Source organism: Arthrobacter sp. MYb214 (assembly GCF_002979865.1).
In the GTDB taxonomy this organism is placed as follows: domain Bacteria; phylum Actinomycetota; class Actinomycetes; order Actinomycetales; family Micrococcaceae; genus Glutamicibacter.
In genome coordinates this window covers 236,191-254,926 of record NZ_PCPZ01000003.1, presented here as the reverse complement: position 1 = coordinate 254,926, position 18,736 = coordinate 236,191, and the positions used below count along the sequence as shown (strand labels likewise).

Here is an 18,736-nt window from a genome sequence, read left to right as displayed (position 1 = left end):
CTAGGCTCGGGTCATGTCAGTGAAGATCCGCACGATTCAAACCGCAGTTCCCGCGACGACCCTGGCCCAGGAAGAGATCCGCGATGTCTTCGCCAGCCAGCCGAACCTGAGCCGGCTGGGTGAACGGCTCATCGCCACCTCGTTCAACTCCGCCGCGATCAGCACCAGGTACAGCTGCGTCGATGAATTCGACCTCTCCCTGCCCGAACCCGAAACTCCGCTGTTCTACGACCGGGTTGAAGGCCGGTTGCTCTCCCCGAGCACCGCCGAACGCAACGGCATCTATGCGAAGCAGGCCAGCGCGCTGTTCACGAACGCCGCGAAAAAGGCCCTCGACGCCTGCCCGGACCTTGCCCCGGAAGATATCACCCACGTCATAACCGTCTCCTGCACCGGGTTCTACAACCCGGGCCCGGACTACCAGATCGTGCGGGCGCTGGGGCTGGCACCGAGCACCGTGCGCCACCACCTTGGTTTCATGGGATGCTACGCGGCGTTCCCCGCCCTGCGCGCGGCCCGCGACTTCTGCCTGGCCGATCCTCAAGCCACCGTGCTGGTGGTCTGCGCCGAGCTGTGCACGTTGCATGTGCACAGCTCCAATGACCCGGACACCATCATGGGTTCGGCCATCTTCGCCGACGGGGCCGCGGCGGTGATCGTCTCGGCGCAGGGCAGCGGGCTGCTGCAAATGGACGGCTTCGAAACCGTGCTCACCCCGGTGGGCGAGGAGGCCATGGCCTGGAATATCGGCGACCATGGATTCGAGATGGTGCTGGGCACCTACGTTCCGCACATCATCGACGAGCACATCACCGGGGCGCTGCAGCCGCTCTTGGCCAAGGACGCCGACCCGGAACTCTCTGTGGACCGGATCCAGCATTGGGGTCTGCACCCCGGGGGCCGGGCCATCCTGGACCGGGTGCAAAACCGGCTGGGCCTGGATGACCAGCAGCTGGTGCCAGCCCGCGCGATCCTGGATCGCTACGGGAACATGTCCAGCGCCACGGTGCTATTCGTGCTCAAGGAAATCCTGGAAGCGGCCGCTGCGGACCAGGGCGAAAGGGTCTGCTCCATGGCATTCGGTCCGGGGCTGACCGTGGAATCCGGGCTGTTCACCATATGCCGGCAAGGATAATGCTCCGGCTGGCGCGGGCAGCGGAAGCCATCGAGGAAATGGACCGCCCGGATTGCGACCCGGTGCTGCTGCGCCGCACCTACGCCCAGTTCCCTCTGGTGAACCGGATAGTAGCCGGCTGGCGGGGCAATTACGTGCAGTGCATCCGCCCGTTGCTGGCGCGCCGGGTCCGGGCCAGGATACTGGACGTGGGCTGCGGGGGAGGAGACATTGCGGCGAATCTGGCGCGCTGGGCGCTCGCCGACGGGTTCGAGGTGGCAGTGTGCGGTATCGACCCGGATCCCCGGGCCATCTCCTACGCCCGGCAAGCGCTGCAACGCTGCAAGCTGCCGCGCGGGGTGCTGGAATTCCGGGAAACGACCAGCACCCGGCTAGCGGCCGACGGCGAGCAGTTCGACCTGGTGCTCTCCAACCACCTGCTGCACCATCTGGGTACGGACCAGCTGCGCCAGTTGCAGGACGAGACCGAGCAATTGTGCACCGGGATCGGGTTGCACAGCGATATCCGGCGTTCCCCGGTGGCGCTGGGCCTGTTCGGGCTGGCGACCCTGCCGCTGGCAGGCAGTTCGCTGATCCGGCGCGATGGCCTGACCTCCATTCGGCGCAGCTTCGTGCCGGGGGAACTGGGGCCATTGCTCCGCCCTGGTTGGGAGGTGCGCACGCAGCGGCCCTACCGCAACCTGCTGCTCTGGGAAGCTGGCGGCCATGGATGACGCCGCGATCATCGGCGCCGGGCCGGTGGGCCTGGCGCTGGCCATAGAGCTCGCCCAAAGCGGGCATGCCGTTCGGGTTTTCGAGCAGCGCGGCGCACCGGTAGCCCACTCGCGCGCCATCGGCCTGCATCCTCCAGCGCAAGAGGTCCTGGCGCGGCTCGGCGTGGGACCGGCGGTGCAGCGCGGCGGCGTGCAGATCCGCGGCGGACTGGGGATCTCGCGCGGGCGGAGTATCGCTTCGATGGATTTCTCCACTATTGGCGGCCAGTATCCCTATGTGCTGTCCTTGCCGCAGCAGGACACCGAGCAATTGCTGCGCGAGCGCTTGGAGCAGCTGGCACCGGGGTCATTGATGATGGAGTGCGCTTTCGAGCAGGTACTTGGGCAATCGGAGCAAGCCGTGGAATTTGCCGCTGGCGGCGTGGTTCACCGGGCCCTGCGGCTGGCCGGAGCCGACGGGGTCCGTTCCGCGGTCCGCAGGGATCTCGGCGTGGGCTTTGCCGGAAGGGACCATCGGGACCGCTACCTGATGGGGGACTTCCCGGAGACCACTGGGCTGGCGCACACTGCCGCGCTTTTCCTGCATCAGCAGGGGATTGTCGAATCCTTCCCGCTGCCCGCTGCGCGGCGGCGCTGGGTGGTGCGCATCGAGCAAACGCAGGTCGATGATTCGCCGGGCATGCTGGCCGAGACCATCTTGGACCGCACCGGATACCTTCTTGACGCCGAGGCCTGCACGATGACCAGCAATTTCGGCACTGCCACCCGGATGGTGCCCTCGATGGTCCATGGGCGCGTGGTGCTGCTGGGCGATGCGGCCCACCAGATCAGCCCGATCGGTGGGCAGGGGCTGAGCTTGGGGCTGGCTGATGCGCAGGCGGTGGTGCAGCTCATTGCCGCCAGGGCACCCCTTGAAGCCTTGGACGACCTGCGGCTCGGGGCCGCCCGCAGTGCGGCCCGGCGTGCGCAGGCGAACATGCTGCTGGGCCGTGCACTGCCGCGCTGGGCCGTCCCTTTGCGGGATTCGGCGTTTTCCCGGCTGGCCTCCAGTGCCTGGCTGCATGAGAAGGTGGCGCGCGACTTCACGATGACCGGTCCCGGACAGCGTTCGGTTCCCGTCGCATGACGAAATGGCAACGTTTCGAAGACTGATTGCGAATGGAGCATCTATCCGGATGGCGCCCAACGGCGCAGGAAGTGCACATCGACAAGCAGCTCGCCAACGGCTCGGTCAGCGGAGAAGTCAGGGCTTACCTGGGTGAAACCGACCACGGCGAGTCCATCTGGGGCGAGACCTTCCAGCTGGAGGCGGTCATGGCCGGCACCGGTGATGCGGTGGTCACCTACGAGCATCAGGATGGATTCCGGCACTGGAGCAAAGACCGACCGGCCTCTGCCACCAGCGGGCATCTGGGAGACATGGACCTTGCCGGTGCCGTGGGCAACCTCGGCCACCTGAAGGAATCCGTCAAGTACTGAACACCCGAATGCAGCAGTGCCGCGCCGCCGGTAGATTGGCGGTGCGGCACTGTTTTTGCGTGCCCAAACTCACCGCCAAATACTCGCGGATACATGAAACAATAGGTAGCAATGACTTCCATCGATTCCACCCCACTTTCCGCCGAAGAACGCAAGGCACTGCGCAATGAGCAGGCCGCGGCCCAGCGCGCCCAGCAGATGCGCATCTCCAAGTCCCGAGCCGAAGCCGAAGGCCGCGCCCAGGTCGTTCCAACCGCCGAAGGCTGGAAGCAGGAGATGGGTGCCGATGGTCGTCCAGAGCTGCAGTTCGCCACCAAGCGCCGTGTCTCCCAGCCGCCAACGCACCTGGCTGACCTGTCCCTGGCCGAGCGCCAGGCCAAGCTGAAGGAACTGGGACTGCCGGCCTTCCGCGCCAAGCAGCTCTCAGTGCACTACTTCCAGCACTACACCACCGACCCGGAGAAGATGAGCGATCTTCCCAAGGAGCGCCGTGCGGAACTGGCCGAGGCCATGTTCCCGAAGCTGCTCACCGAGGTCAAGCGCCTGGAAACCGATGATGGCAAGACCATCAAGTTCCTCTGGCGCCTGTTCGACGGCTCGCTGGTCGAGTCCGTGCTGATGCGCTATCCGGGCCGCATCACCCTGTGCATTTCCTCGCAGTGCGGCTGTGGCATGAACTGCCCGTTCTGCGCCACCGGCCAGGCGGGCTTGACCCGCAACATGTCCACCGCTGAAATCCTGGACCAGATCGTCCAGGCCAACCGCGTGATCGCCGAAGGCGGACTGGGCGGACGCCAGCACCCCGAGGAGCGCGTGGGCAACATCGTGTTCATGGGCATGGGCGAGCCGCTGGCCAACTACAAGCGCGTGATGAACGCCGTGCACCGCATGGTCGCCGATGCCCCTGAGGGCTTGGGCATGGCCGCCCGCGGCATCACCGTCTCCACCGTTGGCCTGGTTCCGGCGATCCGCAAGCTGACCGAGGAGAATGTCCAGGTCACCTTCGCGCTGTCGCTGCATGCGCCGGATGACGAGCTGCGCGACGAGCTGATCCCGGTCAACTCGCGCTGGAAGGTCGACGAGGCACTGGATGCCGCGTACGACTACTACGTGAAGACCGGTCGCCGCGTCTCCATCGAGTACGCGCTGATCAAGGACATGAACGACCACGAATGGCGTGCAGAAATGCTGGCCAAGAAGCTGAACGCGCGCGGCCGCGGCTGGGTGCACGTGAACCCGATTCCGCTGAACCCGGTGCCGGGCTCCATTTGGACCCGCAGCGAACCGGATATCACATCCAAGTTCGTTCGCCGCCTCGATGAGCTCGGCGTGCCAACCACGCTGCGCGATACCCGAGGCAAGGAAATCGACGGCGCCTGCGGCCAGCTCGCAGCCGACGGCGACAAGTAGCATTTACCGTGGAGACCAGCTTTCGCTGGTCTCCACGGTGCGTTAACGACCCCTCTTCGTGCAGGAGGTCTACGACTGCATGTATGGTTCTGATATGGCCGTTTCAGACCCGCTTTTCCTTGATAAGACCAATCCAGAGCTATGGAACTCGATTGGCAGATTTTCCAAAGATGTCGCCAAGTCCTACCGCGCAGCCGGAATCAGCGACCGCACCGCCGAGCTGATCAACCTGCGCGTCTCGCAGATCAATGGGTGTGCCTACTGCTTGGACCTTCACGCCCGCAAGGCACTGGACGCAGGGGAGAGTCTGCAACGCATCAACCTGCTGAGCACTTGGGATGAATGCGGCGGCCTGTTTAGCGAAGAAGAATGCGCAGCGTTGGCCATCGCAGAAGCCGCCACGGACCTGCCTAATCCCGATGAGCGCATAGCAGCGGTGGCTTCGGCCCGGCTGGTGCTCAGCGATGAGCAAGTGGCAGCCATCCAATGGATCGCCGTCGCCATGAATGCCTTCAACAGGATTTCCATCCTTTCGCGCCACCCGGTCAAGGAACGCGAACTGGAAAAGGCGGACAAATAGCAAAAGGCCGCCGTTTGCCCGGGTGGGGGTAAACGGCGGCCAATACGAACTCAGGCGTTGGCTTTGCGTACGGCTTCGGTGTAGCGGCGTTCGAATTCCTCGGCGCTGACCACTTCTCGTTCCACGCGGAATGAAGACTCGTCAATCCCCAGAACCGCAGCGATCAGTGAGCGGGTGTAAAGGGCGATCTTGCGTGATTTCCGGGTGGACGTCACATGGTCCAATTCCGGAACCCAGATGTTCCACCAGCCGCCTTCCTTGCCGACTACTGCCTTGAAAACGCGTTGCTCACTCATCTGCTGCCTTACTCTCTACGATGCTCTGACCAGCGTCTTGCCGTCTGCTTCAATACTCCACTACGTGCAGCCGTGGCGACAAGTCGTCGCTGCCGTGGGCACTACTTCGCCAGCGGCACGCCATCCTTGCCTACCGCGAAGCTCACGACGTCGTCATAGGCGCGTCGCTCGGTCTTTTCCAACTGGTATTCCGAATCCTGCTGGGGGAAAATGTGAACCGGGGTCAAGGTCGGTTTCCGTGCCGTAGCCGCCGTTCAGCGCCGCATAGGTTTCCCAATTGCCCAAAGCTGGAAGCAGCGGAACGCTGGAGGCCAAGTCCGAATGCTCGCCGGCCACATGGCCGAAGAACTCATCCCACGCCGGCTGGTATCCCGAACCCTGGGTGAGATCGCCTGCCATCATGACCAGGTCCGGATCGGCAGCTTCGATGTGCTTGAGGTTCTCGTTGAATGCGGTGGACTGGTCCAGCGGGTAGCGCAGGGTCGGTTCGCCGTTGCGGGTGGTCATGCCGAACTGCTGGTCCCATTTGGACCCCGCGCCCGGACGCTGGATGGAATCTGCGGTGTAGCCGTTGACCGGGGAGAGCTCCCACTCGCGGTGTTCGGTGCGTCCGCGTGGTTCGGTTTCAGAATCTGAGAACGCAATGATGCGCACGTTTTTCCACGCCCCGCCCTTGGGAGCTGTTTTGAAAGCCGCGCTGTGGGTTTCTCCTGATTGGGTCACGGTGTAGTTGTAGGACTTTCCGGGCAGCAGGCCCTGGAGGGTCACCGAGTGCTTGTAGTTCGAATTCGACTTCAACCACGAGCCCTGTTCCAAGCCCTCGATCTGCTGATCAAGTTCGGCCCGGGTGTATTCCATGAGATCCAGGTACTGTGGTGCGCTGCTCTGCTTCCCGGACTTTCCCAGTCCCGGTCCCGAGAGGCTTATCGTGCCCGGCTCATCGGTTTCGCTGATCCAGTTGATGGTCATCGACGTGGCAGCAGGAGCTTGGAGGTAGGGCAGTACGCGGAAACCCGGTTCTGGGGACTAGGCCGTTACCGCTGGAAGCGCGGAAGCAGCGGTTCCTGGCAGAGCAGCGGCGCTGGCTGCCGGCGCCAAGACCAACGGGATCAATACAGCGGCGGCAAGTGCGGCCGAGAGGGGCTTGTTGTTCATAGTGCGTTCTCCTGTGCGAGGTGTCGCCTGCAAAAGGCGGGTACCTTGAGGATGCCCGGGGCGCGTGCCCCAAGGGTGGATATGAGGCAAACGAAGGGTGAACTGGGTCGGTGAGCCTGCTCACCGGCTGTCTCGCGCACTAATACCAAGCTGGAGCCGATAGCCTTGAAGCAGATAGCTGAGAAGACCAAAGCGAGGGCGCTTCGGTTTTCCACGCCTGCGAAAAGAAGGACAAACAGTGCAAGCCTCCCAGCGTTCCAAGGTAGCTCCCTTTGAAGTGATGCAAATTGTTGATCAGGTCGCCACGATGCGGACCTCCGGCCACGACGTGATCTCGTTGTGCGTGGGAGAACCTGGCGGCGGTGCTCCAGCGGCCGTGAATGACCTGGCCGCGAAGCTGCATGCCGAGCATGCCGACTTCGGGTACACCTCAACTGCGGGACTGCTCGAAACCCGACAGGCCTTATCGAAGCACTACCTCGATACCTATGGCTTACAGATCCCCGCAAAGAACTTCGTGATGACCACAGGTTCCTCCGGTGCATTCCAGCTTTCGTTCTTGGCAGCCTTCGATGCTGGAGACGTGGTGGCGCTGGCCCGTCCCGGCTACCCGGCCTACGCCAATATTCTGGGTGCCCTGGGGCTGGAAGTTGTCGACCTGCCCACCGGTGCAGCGCAGCGTTACCAGCCCACCGTGCAGCTGCTTGAGGCGGCCAAGAAGGAGCATGGACGCCTCGATGGGCTGGTTGTTGCGTCGCCGAATAATCCCACCGGAACCATGTTCAGCGCAGGCGAGCTCTCGGACTTGGCCACCTGGTGCGAAGCAAATGATGTGCGGCTGATTAGCGATGAAATCTATCACGGCATTGAATTCGTCCCAGACCGCAAGGCACATACCTCGTGGGAGTTCTCCCGCTCGTCCATCGTTGTCTCCTCCTTCTCCAAATACTGGGGGATGACCGGCTGGCGCCTGGGCTGGATGATCGTGCCCGATGAGCTAGTGCCAACGGTGGACGCACTGGCTTCGAACCTCGCCTTGTGCGCTCCAGCGCCAGCACAGCGCGCGGTGGTAGCTGCCTTTGAACAGCGGAGCCTCGATGAAGCCAATGAGCGCGTGGACGAGTTCGCCCGCACCCGAGCCCACGTGTTGGAGCACTTCAGCAGCTTGGGCATCAGCGAGGCAGCTCCCGCCGATGGGGCTTTCTACCTCTACGGCCGGTTGGCCCCCGAAGTCTTGGAGCATTTCGGTTCTGCGGGCAAGTACTGCCAAGCGGTTTTGGAGCATGCGCATGTTGCGCTGACCCCTGGCGGCGACTTTGATCCGTTCGAAGGCCACCTGTTTATCCGCTTGTCCTTCGCGGCCGGATATGAGCGTGTGGCAGAAGCCCTGGAACGCGTTGCGGCTTTCCTACGGCAGAGCTTGGCAGGAAGCTAGTTTTCCACATTAGGTGAGCAATGCGCTGCGCGCGGCGCTTCAAAATGGACAGTGGATGGCAGTAACGCTTCGTTACTGCCATCCACTGTTTCAAGGAGCCACCAATGCCTGCAGTACTCGAACCTGTCGAACATGAATGCCTTGCGTGCTATTTGTATCGTGCGGTCTGCGCGCAAGGATGCGACGGGACCCATCTCTTCCTCTTGTCTTATCGCGATGCGAGCGCTCCGCGAGCTACCGCGATTGACCGGAAAATGCAGCTGCTGGGCGGATTCTGCGACTGCGAAGTGCTGGCCAATGCCATCCGCCCGATCACGCGTGAAGCGATTCAAGCCGTGGACAATGACGAAAATCTTGTCTGCAAAGGAGTACGCCGCGGCACAATCCAACCATGTGAACATTGGTTGATGCGCCGCGGCGTACAGTGGGGCGGCGGTCAGTTCCGCCGCCGAAGTGCTTGAAGATCAGTTTTCGGGGGTCTTGCTCTTCGGCTTGCGGGCCTTGAGCAGTTCAACACCAATAGGGATCACCGAGATGAGGACGATCAGGATGAAGATCAGGTCGATGTTCTCTTCGATCCAGGTGAATTGGCCCAGCCAATAACCCAGCAATGTGACGCCGATACCCCACAGGGCGGCACCGATCAGGTTGTAGAGGATGAAGGTCTTGTGGTTCATCCTCGCTACGCCAGCGATTACCGGGACGAAGGTGCGGACCACTGGAACGAAGCGTGCCAGGATCACCGCGCGGCCGCCGAACTTCTCGAAGAACTCGTGGGCCCGCTCAACGTTCTTCTGCGAGAAGAAGCGGGAATCCGGTTTCTTGAAGATGGCAGGTCCGGATTTCTTGCCAATGATGTAGCCGGTCTGGTCACCTGCGAAGGCGCAGACAAAGATCGCGGCGGCGAAGAGCCACAACGGAATTTGGATGGTGCCGGTGGCAATGAGCATGCCAACGGTGAAGAGCATCGAGTCGCCTGGCAGGAAGAAGCCCACCAGCAAGCCGGTCTCGGCGAAGACAATGGCGCAAACCAGCAGCAAGACCCATGGGCCAAGCGCGGGGTTGTTCAGGAAGACGACTGGGTTCAACCAGTCGGGCAGGAAAGCCGCGCCCATGGTTGGAGCCGCATAATCGGTCACAAGGGAAAGAAACGAAGAATGATCTAGCACAGCAAAAATCCTACGTGAGTACGCTGTGAGTTTCCCAGAGTGCCATCCGTAATCTCTGATGGGGGACAACCCGGCCACAAGGGCGAAAATCTCCAAGTTGTTCGTTGACCCGTAGTGATCATGGCTTTTCACGGGGCCAGCAACGAGAGCCGAGGGAGCATTGGGAAGCGGCAAGTTGCCAAGCTCACAGCGGGATTCGACGTAAAAGTCGGCGAGGTTGCATCGAGCCACCTGGATTCGGTCCATGACAACGGTCATGGGCAACGCATGACTTTCTGCTCTTCTGCACACCCGGCAAAGGGGGAAGACTAAGAAGCATGGAAACGCTGATTAGAACGAATGCAGTTTCGCTCAGCGGTTTGAAGAAGACCTTCTCAACGCCGCGCAGCAAAGTTGAAGCAGTCAAGGGCATTGACCTGCAGATCCAGACCGGACAGATCGTGGCCTTCCTAGGACCCAACGGAGCTGGCAAGACGACAACCGTGGACATGATCCTGGGCCTGACCCAACCCACAGGAGGGTCGGTGGAAATCCTCGGCTTGGATCCGCGCCAAGCCATCTCCGCTGGAAGGGTCTCTGCCGTCTTGCAAACCGGTGGGTTGCTGCGCGATATGACCGTCAAGGAGACAGTGTCAGTCATCGCCCACATGCATGAGCAAGCAGATCGCATTGGGCCGGTCATGGAACGCACGGGGCTTGATAAAATCGCCAAGCGGCGCGTGGGCAAATGCTCTGGCGGCGAGCAGCAGCGCATCAAGTTCGCTTTGGCTCTGCTGCCCGACCCGGATGTACTGATCCTCGATGAGCCAACTGCCGGAATGGACGTGATGGCCCGCCGGGATTTCTGGGCCACGATGCGAGAAGAAGCTACCGAAGGGCGCACCGTCATTTTCGCCACGCACTATCTGGAAGAAGCCCAGAACTTCGCAGAACGCACCGTGCTGATGAGCCAAGGCCGCATTGTCGCCGACGGCGCCACCGAAGAGCTGCGCAAGCTCATCTCCGGACGCACCGTCAGCGCTTCCTTCCCCTCGGCGGAGCATGCCGAACGAGCCGGAGCTTTTGATAATTCGGTGCAGGTAGCCGAACGCAACGGATTGCGCTTCGCTTTCCACAGCGTCGATTCGGACCGCTTCGCGGCCGCCCTGCTCGCCGACTACCAGGGCTACGACCTGGAAATTTCCTCGCCGAGCCTGGAAGAGGCCTTCATCCAGCTGACCAAGGACGCATCATGATGAGCACCTACATCCGCGTGGAATTCGCACGGCACTTCCGCGATGGGTACAACCTGATCTTCGCCCTGCTGCTGCCCGCCGCCATGTACATCCTGTTCGGCAACATCCCCAGCTACACCGAGTTCGAGCTGGGCGCAGGCAACGTGAAGTTCTATCTGATGATTTCCATGGCAGCCTACGGGGCGGCGGTCAGCACTGTGGCAATCGCCGGGACCGTGGCCACCGAAACCATGCAGGGATGGGGCAGGCAAATAGCCTTGACCAAAATGCCGCCGGCCATGTTCGTCAGCAGCAAGATGATCGTCGCGGCCACCGTAGCCGGTGCCTCGGCAGCAGTAGTCTTCGCCCTGGGCGCCGCGACTGGAGCCGAAGTGCAAGAAGGCTGGATCTGGGGAGCGAGCTACCTGATCATCCTGCTCGGCGCCATGGTCTTCGCCTGCTACGGCATCGGGGTGGGCATGGTGTTCAAATCCGAATCGGCCCTGGGCCTGGCCTCAGGCTTGATGGTGTTCTTCGCCTTCTTCGGCAATGTCTTCATGCCCCTGGAAGGAGGCATGCTCGACGCGGCCCGCTTCACCCCGATGTACGGCTACGTAGCACTGGCCCGCTACCCATTGCTCAAGGACATGCCCGCCGGAGTCGAAATGGCCCCGGACGCATTGTGGATCCCAACCGCTAACCTAGTGGCATGGGCACTCATCTTCGTTCTCTTCGCGGTACTCGCCACCAGGAAGGCCAAGGCACGCCAGTGAGCCGCAACCTGCCCGGCGCCGCGCCAGCGGACGATCCGCTCTGCGAGATCGACGAGGACCAGAAATTCTGGGATCGCCGAGGCTGGCTGATCGCCGGCGTCTGGGTGATCTTCCTGGTCTTCCCGGTGCTGGACCTTCTCGTGGAAGACTACACGCTGCCCACCCGGATCATCGGCCTGGCGCTGATCGCCCTCTTCGCCGCCGTCTACCTGCAGTCGTACGCCAAATTCTCCCAGAACATCGGGCAAGGCGGAACCAGCGCTCGCAGGGCGCATGCGAACTTCCTGGTCCTCTGCGCGATTATCGCCCTGGGCATCCCGGTCATCGGGCTGACCACCATGGGGCTCTTCCCCTTCATCACCTCCTTCGCGATCTTCTTGCTCAGCAGGAAGTGGGCCATCGCGGCCTACGCCGCGGTGCTGGTGCTCAGTTTCGCGCTGCCGATCGTCTACGGGCAGTTCATGGACGCGATCTTCCTGATCGGCCTGAACCTCGTGCTGATGGTGGTGTACGCGATTACCGTGGCCGCCATTCGGCGCTCGGCCGCAGCAGAAAAGATCCGCAGCGACTACCTGCTGGTCGCCGAGCAGGAACGCGTGGCCAGGGACGTGCATGATGGCATCGGGCATTCGCTGACCGCATTGAATTTGAAGGCGCAGCTGGCCCTGCGCCTGATGGACCAGGAACAGTACGCCCAGGCCCGCGGGGAACTGGAACAACTCAGCGCCCTGGCCGTGGACGCGCTGGACTCCGTGCGCACGACGGTGCAGGGGCTCAGCCGCCAGGACCTGGCCGGGGAACTGGCCGAGCTGCAGCAGGCGTGCGACGACAACAACCTCGAATTCACGGTGGCAGGAACCGCCGAGCAAGTCCCGATGCAGCTGCGTTCGCATGTGGCATGGATCCTGCGCGAAGCGGTCACCAATGTGCTGCGCCACGCGCACGCCAGCACCATCGTGCTGCATCTGGAACCCGGAAAAGTCAGCGTCGATGACGACGGGGATGGCCTGCAAGCCAGCACGCCAGGCCACGGCATCCGGGGAATGCAGGAACGCGCCAAGCAATTCGGTGCCAGTTGTACAGTAGGGGCATCGCGGCTGGGCGGAACCAGCGTGCAAGTGGCCTTCGAGGCAGAGGGGAGTGCAGCGTGATCCGGATTCTCATCGCCGATGACCAGCACCTGGTCCGGGGCGCACTGGCAGCCTTGCTGAACCTCGAAGAAGACATCCACGTCGTTGCGCAATGCGCCGACGGTGACGAGGTCGCCGCCGCACTGGATGCGCACCCCGCCGACATCGCGTTGCTGGATGTGCAGATGCCGCGGCACGACGGGCTGCGCACCGCAGCAGAACTCAAGGCCAGCCACGCCGAGGTGAAGGTGCTGATCCTGACCACCTTTGACCGTCCCGGATATTTCCGCCAGGCCTTCGAAGCCGGAGCGCACGGCTTCCTGGTCAAGGATTCTCCGCCGGCCGAGCTGATTGCCGCCATCCGCAGGGTCTATTGCGGGGACAAGGTAGTGGATCCGCAGCGTGCCATGCTCAGCGTGGAGAGCCGCAGCAACCCGCTAACCGGGCGTGAGCGCGAGATCCTTTCACTGGCCGCCTCAGGCTCGCCGGTATCGCAGATTGCCTCGGCGGTGCACCTGTCGGTGGGAACTGTGCGCAACCACCTGTCCAATGCGATCGGCAAAACCAGCACTGCCAACCGCATTGAGGCCGCGCGCTACGCCCGCGAGATGGGCTGGATCTAGCGCGTTACGAAGTGGGTAATCAGGCCTATGACCCAAATTGAGGAGGCCAGCAGCACGCAGCCGAATTCCACGACGATGCCCAGGCCCATGGCCTTCAACGCGGCCCAGGATGAGCCGAGCGCGCCGGAGACTTCGCGCCGGCGCACGCTTTCACCGGCGAATAGGCCCACTGCGAAACCGACGAACATGCCGATCACGGGAATGAGGAAAGCACCGGCGATGGCACCCACGACCGCAAAGAGAATGGAACCCTTGGGGATTTGATGTTCCTTGAGTTTCTTGCCGGTCAGGATCGCAGAGGCGGACCAGCCCAGCAGGGCGATCGCCATGCCCAGGCCGGCCGCCCACCAGGAAGCGCCGGAACCCAGCAGCCAGCCCCAGCCCAAGAGCGTGCCGATCGTCAGCAACGAGCCGGGCAGCACCGGGAAGATGGTGCCCAATGCCGATACAACTAGCAGCAGCCCGGCGATAATCGTGTAAATAATTTGTGCATCCACATGCCCAGTTTCGCACACTGCATCCTTGCATGAGGCGCACCGTCAAGCAGGACAAGAATTCAGGGATATTTGTTCCGAATGCCGAGCTGACGAACAAACAATTGATTAAATCCGGATAATTTCCCTTCTCTCATTGATTCCTTTTTACCTAGTCGGATATCGATTTAGATTGAAAAGCGTCGCCCGTTGGCAATGGAAAAAGAAATCAAAAGCCGGAAGGCTCTTCACACCCTAAATTGTTAGCGCTAACATTGTGACCATCGACACATTGTTCTGGTGCCGGAGACCATTCACTCCACCATTATCCGGCGGGGACCTACGAGGAGGAACTCACGATGAAACGACAGACCTTTTTGCGCACTGGCTTGGCAACGCTCAGCATCGCAGCTATGGCAGCCATGAGCGCATGCGCCGGCTCGGATTCCAGTGGCAGCGAAGGCGGAGGATCCGGTTCTGAGACCATTACCATCGGTTTCTCGCAGGTTGGCGCCGAGTCCGGGTGGCGCGCGGCGAATACCAAGGACATCCAAGACACCCTGACCGAAGAAAACGGCTTCAAGCTCAGCTTCTCTGATGCCCAGCAGAAGCAGGAGAACCAGATCCAGGCTCTGCGTTCGTACATCGCGCAGGGCGTTGACGTCCTGGCGTTTTCCCCAGTGGTAGAAACGGGCTGGGATGCTGTGCTGCAAGAAGCCAAGAGCGCCAATATCCCGGTGATCCTCACGGACCGCGCCGTTGACACCACCGATGACACGCTCTTTGCCTCGTTCATCGGCTCCGACTTCATTGAAGAAGGACAGCGGGCCGGGGATTGGGTTGTAGAGAATCTGGACAAGGACCTGAAGGTTGTCGAACTGCAGGGAACTACCGGCTCAGCACCGGCCATCGACCGCAAGGAAGGCTTCGGAAAGGCCATTGAGGGCACGGACATCGAGATTATCGACTCGCAGACCGGTGACTTCACCCGTGCAGGCGGCAAGCAGGTCATGGAAGGTTTCTTGAACTCCCATGACGATATCGATCTGGTCTTCGCCCATAACGATGACATGGGCTTGGGCGCCATTGAAGCCATCGAGGCAGCAGGCAAGAAGCCAGGCGAGGACATCAAGATTGTCACCATTGACGCGGTCAAGGACGGCATGCAGGCATTGGTTGACGGCAAGATCAACTACATCGTCGAATGCAACCCGCTGCTGGGCGAGGATTTGGCAGAAATCGCCAAGAAGGTTGTAGCCGGCGAATCTGTGGAGAAGCGCATCGTCGTTGAAGACGCCGCCTTCACCCAGGATGAAGCGGCCGAGGTCCTGGCCGATCGCACCTACTAGAAACGCAGGCAAGAGCACGAACCGGCGGGCCACAAGCTGGCCCGCCGGTTCACCACCAGGTGGCAGGACAAGCAACTCGCAGAGGCAAGTTAATGATTGATTCAACACCCATGTCACGGACTGAGGAAATCACCGTGCAGCATTCTCCTACAACGAAGCCCATCGTTCAAATGGCTGGAATTTCCGTGGAGTTCCCCGGGGTCAAAGCATTGGACAACGTTGGCTTCCGGCTTTTTCCCGGTGAAGTCCACGCCCTGATGGGGGAGAACGGCGCTGGAAAGTCTACCCTGATCAAGGCTCTGACTGGAGTGAATCCGATCGCTTCCGGAACCATCACGGTTAACGGCAACGACACCCGCTTCACAGGCCCCGCCGATGCCCGCGAACGCGGCATCTCTACGGTGTACCAAGAGGTGAATCTCTGCACCAATCTCACCGTGGCCGAAAACATCATGCTCGGCAGCGAGCCTCGCCGTTTCGGTGGTCTTGACTGGCGAACCATGCGGCGCCAGGCCCAAACCTATCTGGAGCGGATGGGGCTGAAGATAGACCCGGCCAGCTCGCTGGGGTCCCATTCATTGGCCGTCCAGCAGCTGGTGGCCATCAGCCGCGCCATGGTGGTCGACGCCAAGGTGCTGATTCTCGATGAACCGACCTCGAGCCTGGATACCGACGAGGTGGCCCAGCTCTTCGAGGTCATGCGGAAGTTGCGTGATGATGGTGTGGCGATCCTCTTCGTGTCGCACTTCCTGGACCAGATCTACGCCATTGCCGACCGCATTACCGTGCTGCGCAACGGGCAATTGGTGGAAGAACGAGAGAAGGACCAGCTGCCGCAACGTGAACTGGTCTCGCTGATGATCGCTGGCACCTCCGATGCCCAAGTGGGCGGCGCCAATGAACGCACCGCCGCAACCGAACGCGCGGCCGACGCCGAACCGTTGCTGCAGGCAGTGGGACTCGGGCGCAAGGGAGCGGTGCAGCCTTTCGATCTGGACCTCTATCCCGGGGAAGTCATCGGCTTGGCCGGCCTGCTGGGCTCAGGCCGTACCGAACTCGCGCGCCTGTTTTACGGAGCGGACAAGGCAGATGACGGGGTGATCAAGCTGGGCGGGAAACCGGTGAAGCTGCGAACTCCCCGGCAGGCCCTGGGCCGCAAAATCGCCTACACATCCGAAGACCGCAAGGGTGAAGGGGTTGTGGGGGAGCTGACCGTGGCCGAGAACATCATCCTCGGCCTGCAGGCAGCGCGCGGATGGATCCGCCCGCTGCCCAAGACCAAAGCCACCCAAATCGTGGACGCCTATATCAAGGCACTGGGCGTCCGTCCGGCCAATCCGAACGCCCTGCTCAAGAACCTCTCGGGCGGGAATCAGCAGAAAGTTCTGCTGGCCCGCTGGCTCGCCACCGCTCCGAAGCTGTTGCTCCTCGATGAGCCCACCCGCGGAATCGACATCGGCGCGAAGACCGAAATCATGAACCTGGTCTCCGAACTAGCTGAACAGGGCATGTCGGTGGTCTTCATCTCCGCTGAGCTAGAAGAAGTCCTGCGCCTCTCGGATCGCATCGTTGTGATGCGCGATCACGCCAAGGTTGCCGAAATTCCAAGCACTCCAGATGTGGATGTGCCACGCCTGATCGAAATCATCGCCACCGGGGAAGAAAACAAATGACCCGTATTTACAAGCATCGCCTGTTTTGGCCAGCGATTGCGCTGCTCGCGCTGCTGCTAGCCTGCACCATCAAGCGCCCGGACATCCTGGGCATCAGCGTGCTGGACGGGCACCTGTTCGGTGCCCCCATAGACATCCTGCGCAATAGCTCGCCGCTGCTGCTGGTTGCCGTGGGCATGACTCTGGTGATCGCCACCCGCGGCATCGACCTGTCGGTGGGTGCCACCGTCGCGATCTCCGGAGCCGTGGCGCTGACATTCATCGCCAGCTCGGCCAATCCGGGATCCGCAGGTACAGCCGTCGGCGCCGTCATCGTGGCCTTGGGGCTGTGCCTGATCCTCGGCGCATTCAACGGCGTGCTGGTGGCGAACTTCGGCATCCAGCCGATCGTCGCCACGCTGATCCTGATGACTGCCGGCCGCGGTGTGGCCATGCTGATTACCAACGGCCAGATCACCACGGTCAATAGCGCACCTTTCAGCAAACTGGCCTCGGGCTATGTGCTGGGCCTGCCGGTGGCCGCGATCATCGCTTACGGCGTGTTTGCGGTGGTGGCCCTCGTGGTACGGCGTACTGCGCTGGGCATGCTGCTCGAAGCGGTAGGCATCAACCCGGAAGCCAGCCGGCTTTCAGGGGTGAAATCAAGAACTCTGGTATTCACCGTCTATGTGTTGTGCGGCCTGCTATCGGGCCTGGCCGGACTGATCTTCGCCGGCAACACCATGGCCGCTGATGCCAACAATGCGGGACTGTTCATAGAGCTGGATGCCATTCTCGCCGTGGTTATCGGCGGCACGTCCCTGGCCGGCGGCAAGTTCAACCTCGCGGGCACCATGATTGGCGTGCTGATCATTACCACCCTGAGCCTGGCTGTGACCGTTCTGGGCGTTTCACCGCTGGTCACTTCGCTATTCAAAGCCATCGTGGTCATTGCCGTGACCTTGATGATGTCAACCCGGCTGCGCGCCATGCTCGGTTCCTTGCGCGAACGCCGCCGCTACCAGGAGGTGGGAGCATGAGCATCCTCAGTGTTCCGCGCAAGTCCGTATCCAAATTGAATGTGGACCGGCGCTACCTGCCGGTTCTGGGCACTGTGGTCGTCTTCGGGCTGATGCTCGTCATCGGCGGAGTGCGCTACGAGAATTTCCTTTCGCCCGCTGTACTATCCAACCTGTTCATCAACAATGCCCACTTGATCGTGCTGGCAGCAGGAATGACGTTCGTGATTCTCACCGGCGGCATCGACCTGTCGGTCGGTGCGGTGCTGGCCCTGTCCTCGGTCATCACCGCAACCATGCTCAATGCCGGGATCCCGTTGTCCCTGGTGCTGCCTATCGCGATTCTCAGCGGGTCGATCATCGGCCTGGGCATGGGAGTGATGATCCAGTACTTCGAGGTGCAGCCCTTCGTGGCTACCTTGGCCGGCATGTTCTTGGCCCGCGGCCTGTGCTTCATCTTCGCCCCGGAATCCGTGCCGATCCGCGATGAGGGTTTTGTCGCCCTGTCGAGCTGGGGTGTTTCTGCGGGGCGCTGGCGGTTGACCGCGGCCGTGGTCATCGCCGTGCTGGTGATTGCCGGGTCCTGGTGGGTGCTGCACCGCACCCGTTTCGGCCGCACCGTTTACGCGGTGGGCGGCGGCGAGCAATCAGCCACCCTGATGGGATTGCGTGTGGCACGCACCAAGGTGGTTGTCTACGTCATCTCCGGCACCTGTGCGGCGCTGGGCGGAATCCTCTTCGCCATGTTCTCGCGCTCGGGCTATGCGCTGACCGGTGTGGGCATGGAGCTCGACGCGATCGCCGCAGTGGTTATCGGTGGAACCCTGCTTGTCGGCGGCATGGGCTTCATTCTCGGCTCGGTGGTTGGCGTGATGGTGCTCGGACTGATCCAAACCATCATCACCTTCGAGGGAACCTTGAGTTCCTGGTGGACCAAGATCGTGATCGGCGGATTGCTGCTGATCTTCGTGGTCTTGCAACGAATTCTTACCTTGCGGCGAAATTAAGCCCGGAAGGGAAGGGCCCAGGGCCCGGTATTAGCGTACCGGGCCCTGGGTCGTATCCAGCCACCTAGCTCCAATTCGCGTACAACGAACCGGGAAGTAATAATTTCCAGCCTGGACAACAGCT

21 protein-coding genes are annotated in these 18,736 nt (G+C 61.9%); 16 read left to right on the top strand and 5 right to left on the bottom strand.

What is annotated here, in order from left to right; translation table 11 throughout:
• The first annotated feature begins 13 nt into the window (after nucleotides 1-13).
• From CQ012_RS09915 to CQ012_RS09890, 6 genes are all read left to right on the top strand, one after another.
• Nucleotides 14-1,135 (top strand): type III polyketide synthase, encoded by a 1,122-nt coding sequence (locus tag CQ012_RS09915; RefSeq protein ID WP_105662047.1) that lies wholly within the window; start codon nucleotides 14-16, stop codon nucleotides 1,133-1,135.
• Entirely contained in the window at nucleotides 1,120-1,848 is a 729-nt protein-coding gene (locus CQ012_RS09910; protein ID WP_286134635.1) for a methyltransferase domain-containing protein, read from the top strand. The genes CQ012_RS09915 and CQ012_RS09910 overlap by 16 nt, the downstream gene beginning before the upstream one ends.
• Nucleotides 1,841-2,974, top strand: coding sequence for an FAD-dependent oxidoreductase (locus CQ012_RS09905; RefSeq protein WP_105662046.1), 1,134 nt, complete (start codon nucleotides 1,841-1,843; stop codon nucleotides 2,972-2,974). The genes CQ012_RS09910 and CQ012_RS09905 overlap by 8 nt, the downstream gene beginning before the upstream one ends.
• 32 nt (nucleotides 2,975-3,006) lie before the next feature.
• Entirely contained in the window at nucleotides 3,007-3,327 is a 321-nt protein-coding gene (locus CQ012_RS09900; RefSeq protein ID WP_105662045.1) for a hypothetical protein, read from the top strand.
• A gap of 198 nt (nucleotides 3,328-3,525) precedes the next feature.
• Nucleotides 3,526-4,737: a dual-specificity RNA methyltransferase RlmN gene (gene rlmN / locus CQ012_RS09895; RefSeq protein ID WP_166650787.1), complete on the top strand. Its 1,212-nt coding sequence runs from the start codon at nucleotides 3,526-3,528 to the stop codon at nucleotides 4,735-4,737.
• Nucleotides 4,738-4,831: 94 nt separating this feature from the next.
• Nucleotides 4,832-5,317, top strand: coding sequence for a carboxymuconolactone decarboxylase family protein (locus tag CQ012_RS09890; RefSeq protein WP_286134043.1), 486 nt, complete (start codon nucleotides 4,832-4,834; stop codon nucleotides 5,315-5,317).
• 50 nt (nucleotides 5,318-5,367) lie between these two features.
• Here CQ012_RS09890 and CQ012_RS09885 read toward each other — a convergent pair whose 3' ends face one another.
• The 3 genes from CQ012_RS09885 to CQ012_RS17890 all read right to left on the bottom strand — a co-directional run bounded on the left by CQ012_RS09885 (nucleotide 5,368) and on the right by CQ012_RS17890 (nucleotide 6,768).
• Nucleotides 5,368-5,613: a hypothetical protein gene (locus tag CQ012_RS09885; RefSeq protein ID WP_105656161.1), complete on the bottom strand. Its 246-nt coding sequence runs from the start codon at nucleotides 5,611-5,613 to the stop codon at nucleotides 5,368-5,370.
• Nucleotides 5,614-5,766: 153 nt separating this feature from the next.
• A complete protein-coding gene (locus CQ012_RS09880; protein WP_286134067.1) occupies nucleotides 5,767-6,615 on the bottom strand; it encodes a fibronectin type III domain-containing protein in 849 nt (282 codons plus the stop codon).
• A gap of 24 nt (nucleotides 6,616-6,639) precedes the next feature.
• The gene (locus tag CQ012_RS17890; protein ID WP_286134044.1) at nucleotides 6,640-6,768 is read right to left on the bottom strand and encodes a hypothetical protein; all 129 of its coding nucleotides are present in this window, start codon (nucleotides 6,766-6,768) and stop codon (nucleotides 6,640-6,642) included.
• Nucleotides 6,769-7,006: 238 nt separating this feature from the next.
• Between CQ012_RS17890 and CQ012_RS09875 the strand changes: the two genes are divergently transcribed.
• Both CQ012_RS09875 and CQ012_RS09870 read left to right on the top strand, forming a co-directional pair.
• Nucleotides 7,007-8,203, top strand: a complete 1,197-nt coding sequence (locus tag CQ012_RS09875; protein WP_105656163.1) for a pyridoxal phosphate-dependent aminotransferase — start codon at nucleotides 7,007-7,009, stop codon at nucleotides 8,201-8,203.
• A 104-nt stretch (nucleotides 8,204-8,307) separates the two neighbouring features.
• Entirely contained in the window at nucleotides 8,308-8,664 is a 357-nt protein-coding gene (locus CQ012_RS09870; protein ID WP_105656164.1) for a DUF2695 domain-containing protein, read from the top strand.
• 3 nt (nucleotides 8,665-8,667) lie between these two features.
• On the opposite strand, the gene CQ012_RS09865 is transcribed toward CQ012_RS09870, so the two are convergent.
• Entirely contained in the window at nucleotides 8,668-9,342 is a 675-nt protein-coding gene (locus tag CQ012_RS09865) for a DedA family protein (protein WP_388023432.1), read from the bottom strand.
• Between the two features lie 347 nt (nucleotides 9,343-9,689).
• Here CQ012_RS09865 and CQ012_RS09860 point away from each other — a divergent pair, with 347 nt between their 5' ends.
• Genes CQ012_RS09860 through CQ012_RS09845 form a run of 4 tightly spaced genes read left to right on the top strand, consistent with a single transcriptional unit; the run spans nucleotide 9,690 to nucleotide 13,112 of the window.
• The gene (locus tag CQ012_RS09860; protein WP_105656166.1) at nucleotides 9,690-10,607 is read left to right on the top strand and encodes an ABC transporter ATP-binding protein; all 918 of its coding nucleotides are present in this window, start codon (nucleotides 9,690-9,692) and stop codon (nucleotides 10,605-10,607) included.
• Nucleotides 10,607-11,359 carry an ABC transporter permease gene (locus CQ012_RS09855; protein ID WP_286134633.1) on the top strand — a complete coding sequence of 251 codons (753 nt, stop codon included), beginning with the start codon at nucleotides 10,607-10,609 and terminating at the stop codon, nucleotides 11,357-11,359. Before CQ012_RS09860 ends, CQ012_RS09855 begins: the two co-directional genes overlap by 1 nt.
• Nucleotides 11,356-12,510, top strand: a complete 1,155-nt coding sequence (locus CQ012_RS09850) for a sensor histidine kinase (protein ID WP_181148762.1) — start codon at nucleotides 11,356-11,358, stop codon at nucleotides 12,508-12,510. The genes CQ012_RS09855 and CQ012_RS09850 overlap by 4 nt, the downstream gene beginning before the upstream one ends.
• A complete protein-coding gene (locus CQ012_RS09845) occupies nucleotides 12,507-13,112 on the top strand; it encodes a response regulator transcription factor (protein ID WP_105656169.1) in 606 nt (201 codons plus the stop codon). Before CQ012_RS09850 ends, CQ012_RS09845 begins: the two co-directional genes overlap by 4 nt.
• On the opposite strand, the gene CQ012_RS09840 is transcribed toward CQ012_RS09845, so the two are convergent.
• Nucleotides 13,109-13,609: a DUF456 domain-containing protein gene (locus CQ012_RS09840; RefSeq protein WP_208294262.1), complete on the bottom strand. Its 501-nt coding sequence runs from the start codon at nucleotides 13,607-13,609 to the stop codon at nucleotides 13,109-13,111. The genes CQ012_RS09845 and CQ012_RS09840 overlap by 4 nt on opposite strands.
• A gap of 335 nt (nucleotides 13,610-13,944) precedes the next feature.
• On the opposite strand from CQ012_RS09840, the gene CQ012_RS09835 reads away from it, so the two are divergent.
• The 4 genes from CQ012_RS09835 to yjfF all read left to right on the top strand — a co-directional run bounded on the left by CQ012_RS09835 (nucleotide 13,945) and on the right by yjfF (nucleotide 18,612).
• Nucleotides 13,945-14,934, top strand: a complete 990-nt coding sequence (locus tag CQ012_RS09835; RefSeq protein WP_105656171.1) for an ABC transporter substrate-binding protein — start codon at nucleotides 13,945-13,947, stop codon at nucleotides 14,932-14,934.
• A gap of 110 nt (nucleotides 14,935-15,044) precedes the next feature.
• The gene (locus tag CQ012_RS09830) at nucleotides 15,045-16,607 is read left to right on the top strand and encodes a sugar ABC transporter ATP-binding protein (protein WP_105656172.1); all 1,563 of its coding nucleotides are present in this window, start codon (nucleotides 15,045-15,047) and stop codon (nucleotides 16,605-16,607) included.
• A complete protein-coding gene (locus CQ012_RS09825) occupies nucleotides 16,604-17,626 on the top strand; it encodes an ABC transporter permease (RefSeq protein WP_105656173.1) in 1,023 nt (340 codons plus the stop codon). The genes CQ012_RS09830 and CQ012_RS09825 overlap by 4 nt, the downstream gene beginning before the upstream one ends.
• Nucleotides 17,623-18,612 (top strand): galactofuranose ABC transporter, permease protein YjfF, encoded by a 990-nt coding sequence (gene yjfF / locus CQ012_RS09820; RefSeq protein WP_105656174.1) that lies wholly within the window; start codon nucleotides 17,623-17,625, stop codon nucleotides 18,610-18,612. Before CQ012_RS09825 ends, yjfF begins: the two co-directional genes overlap by 4 nt.
• Nucleotides 18,613-18,736: the final 124 nt, after the last annotated feature.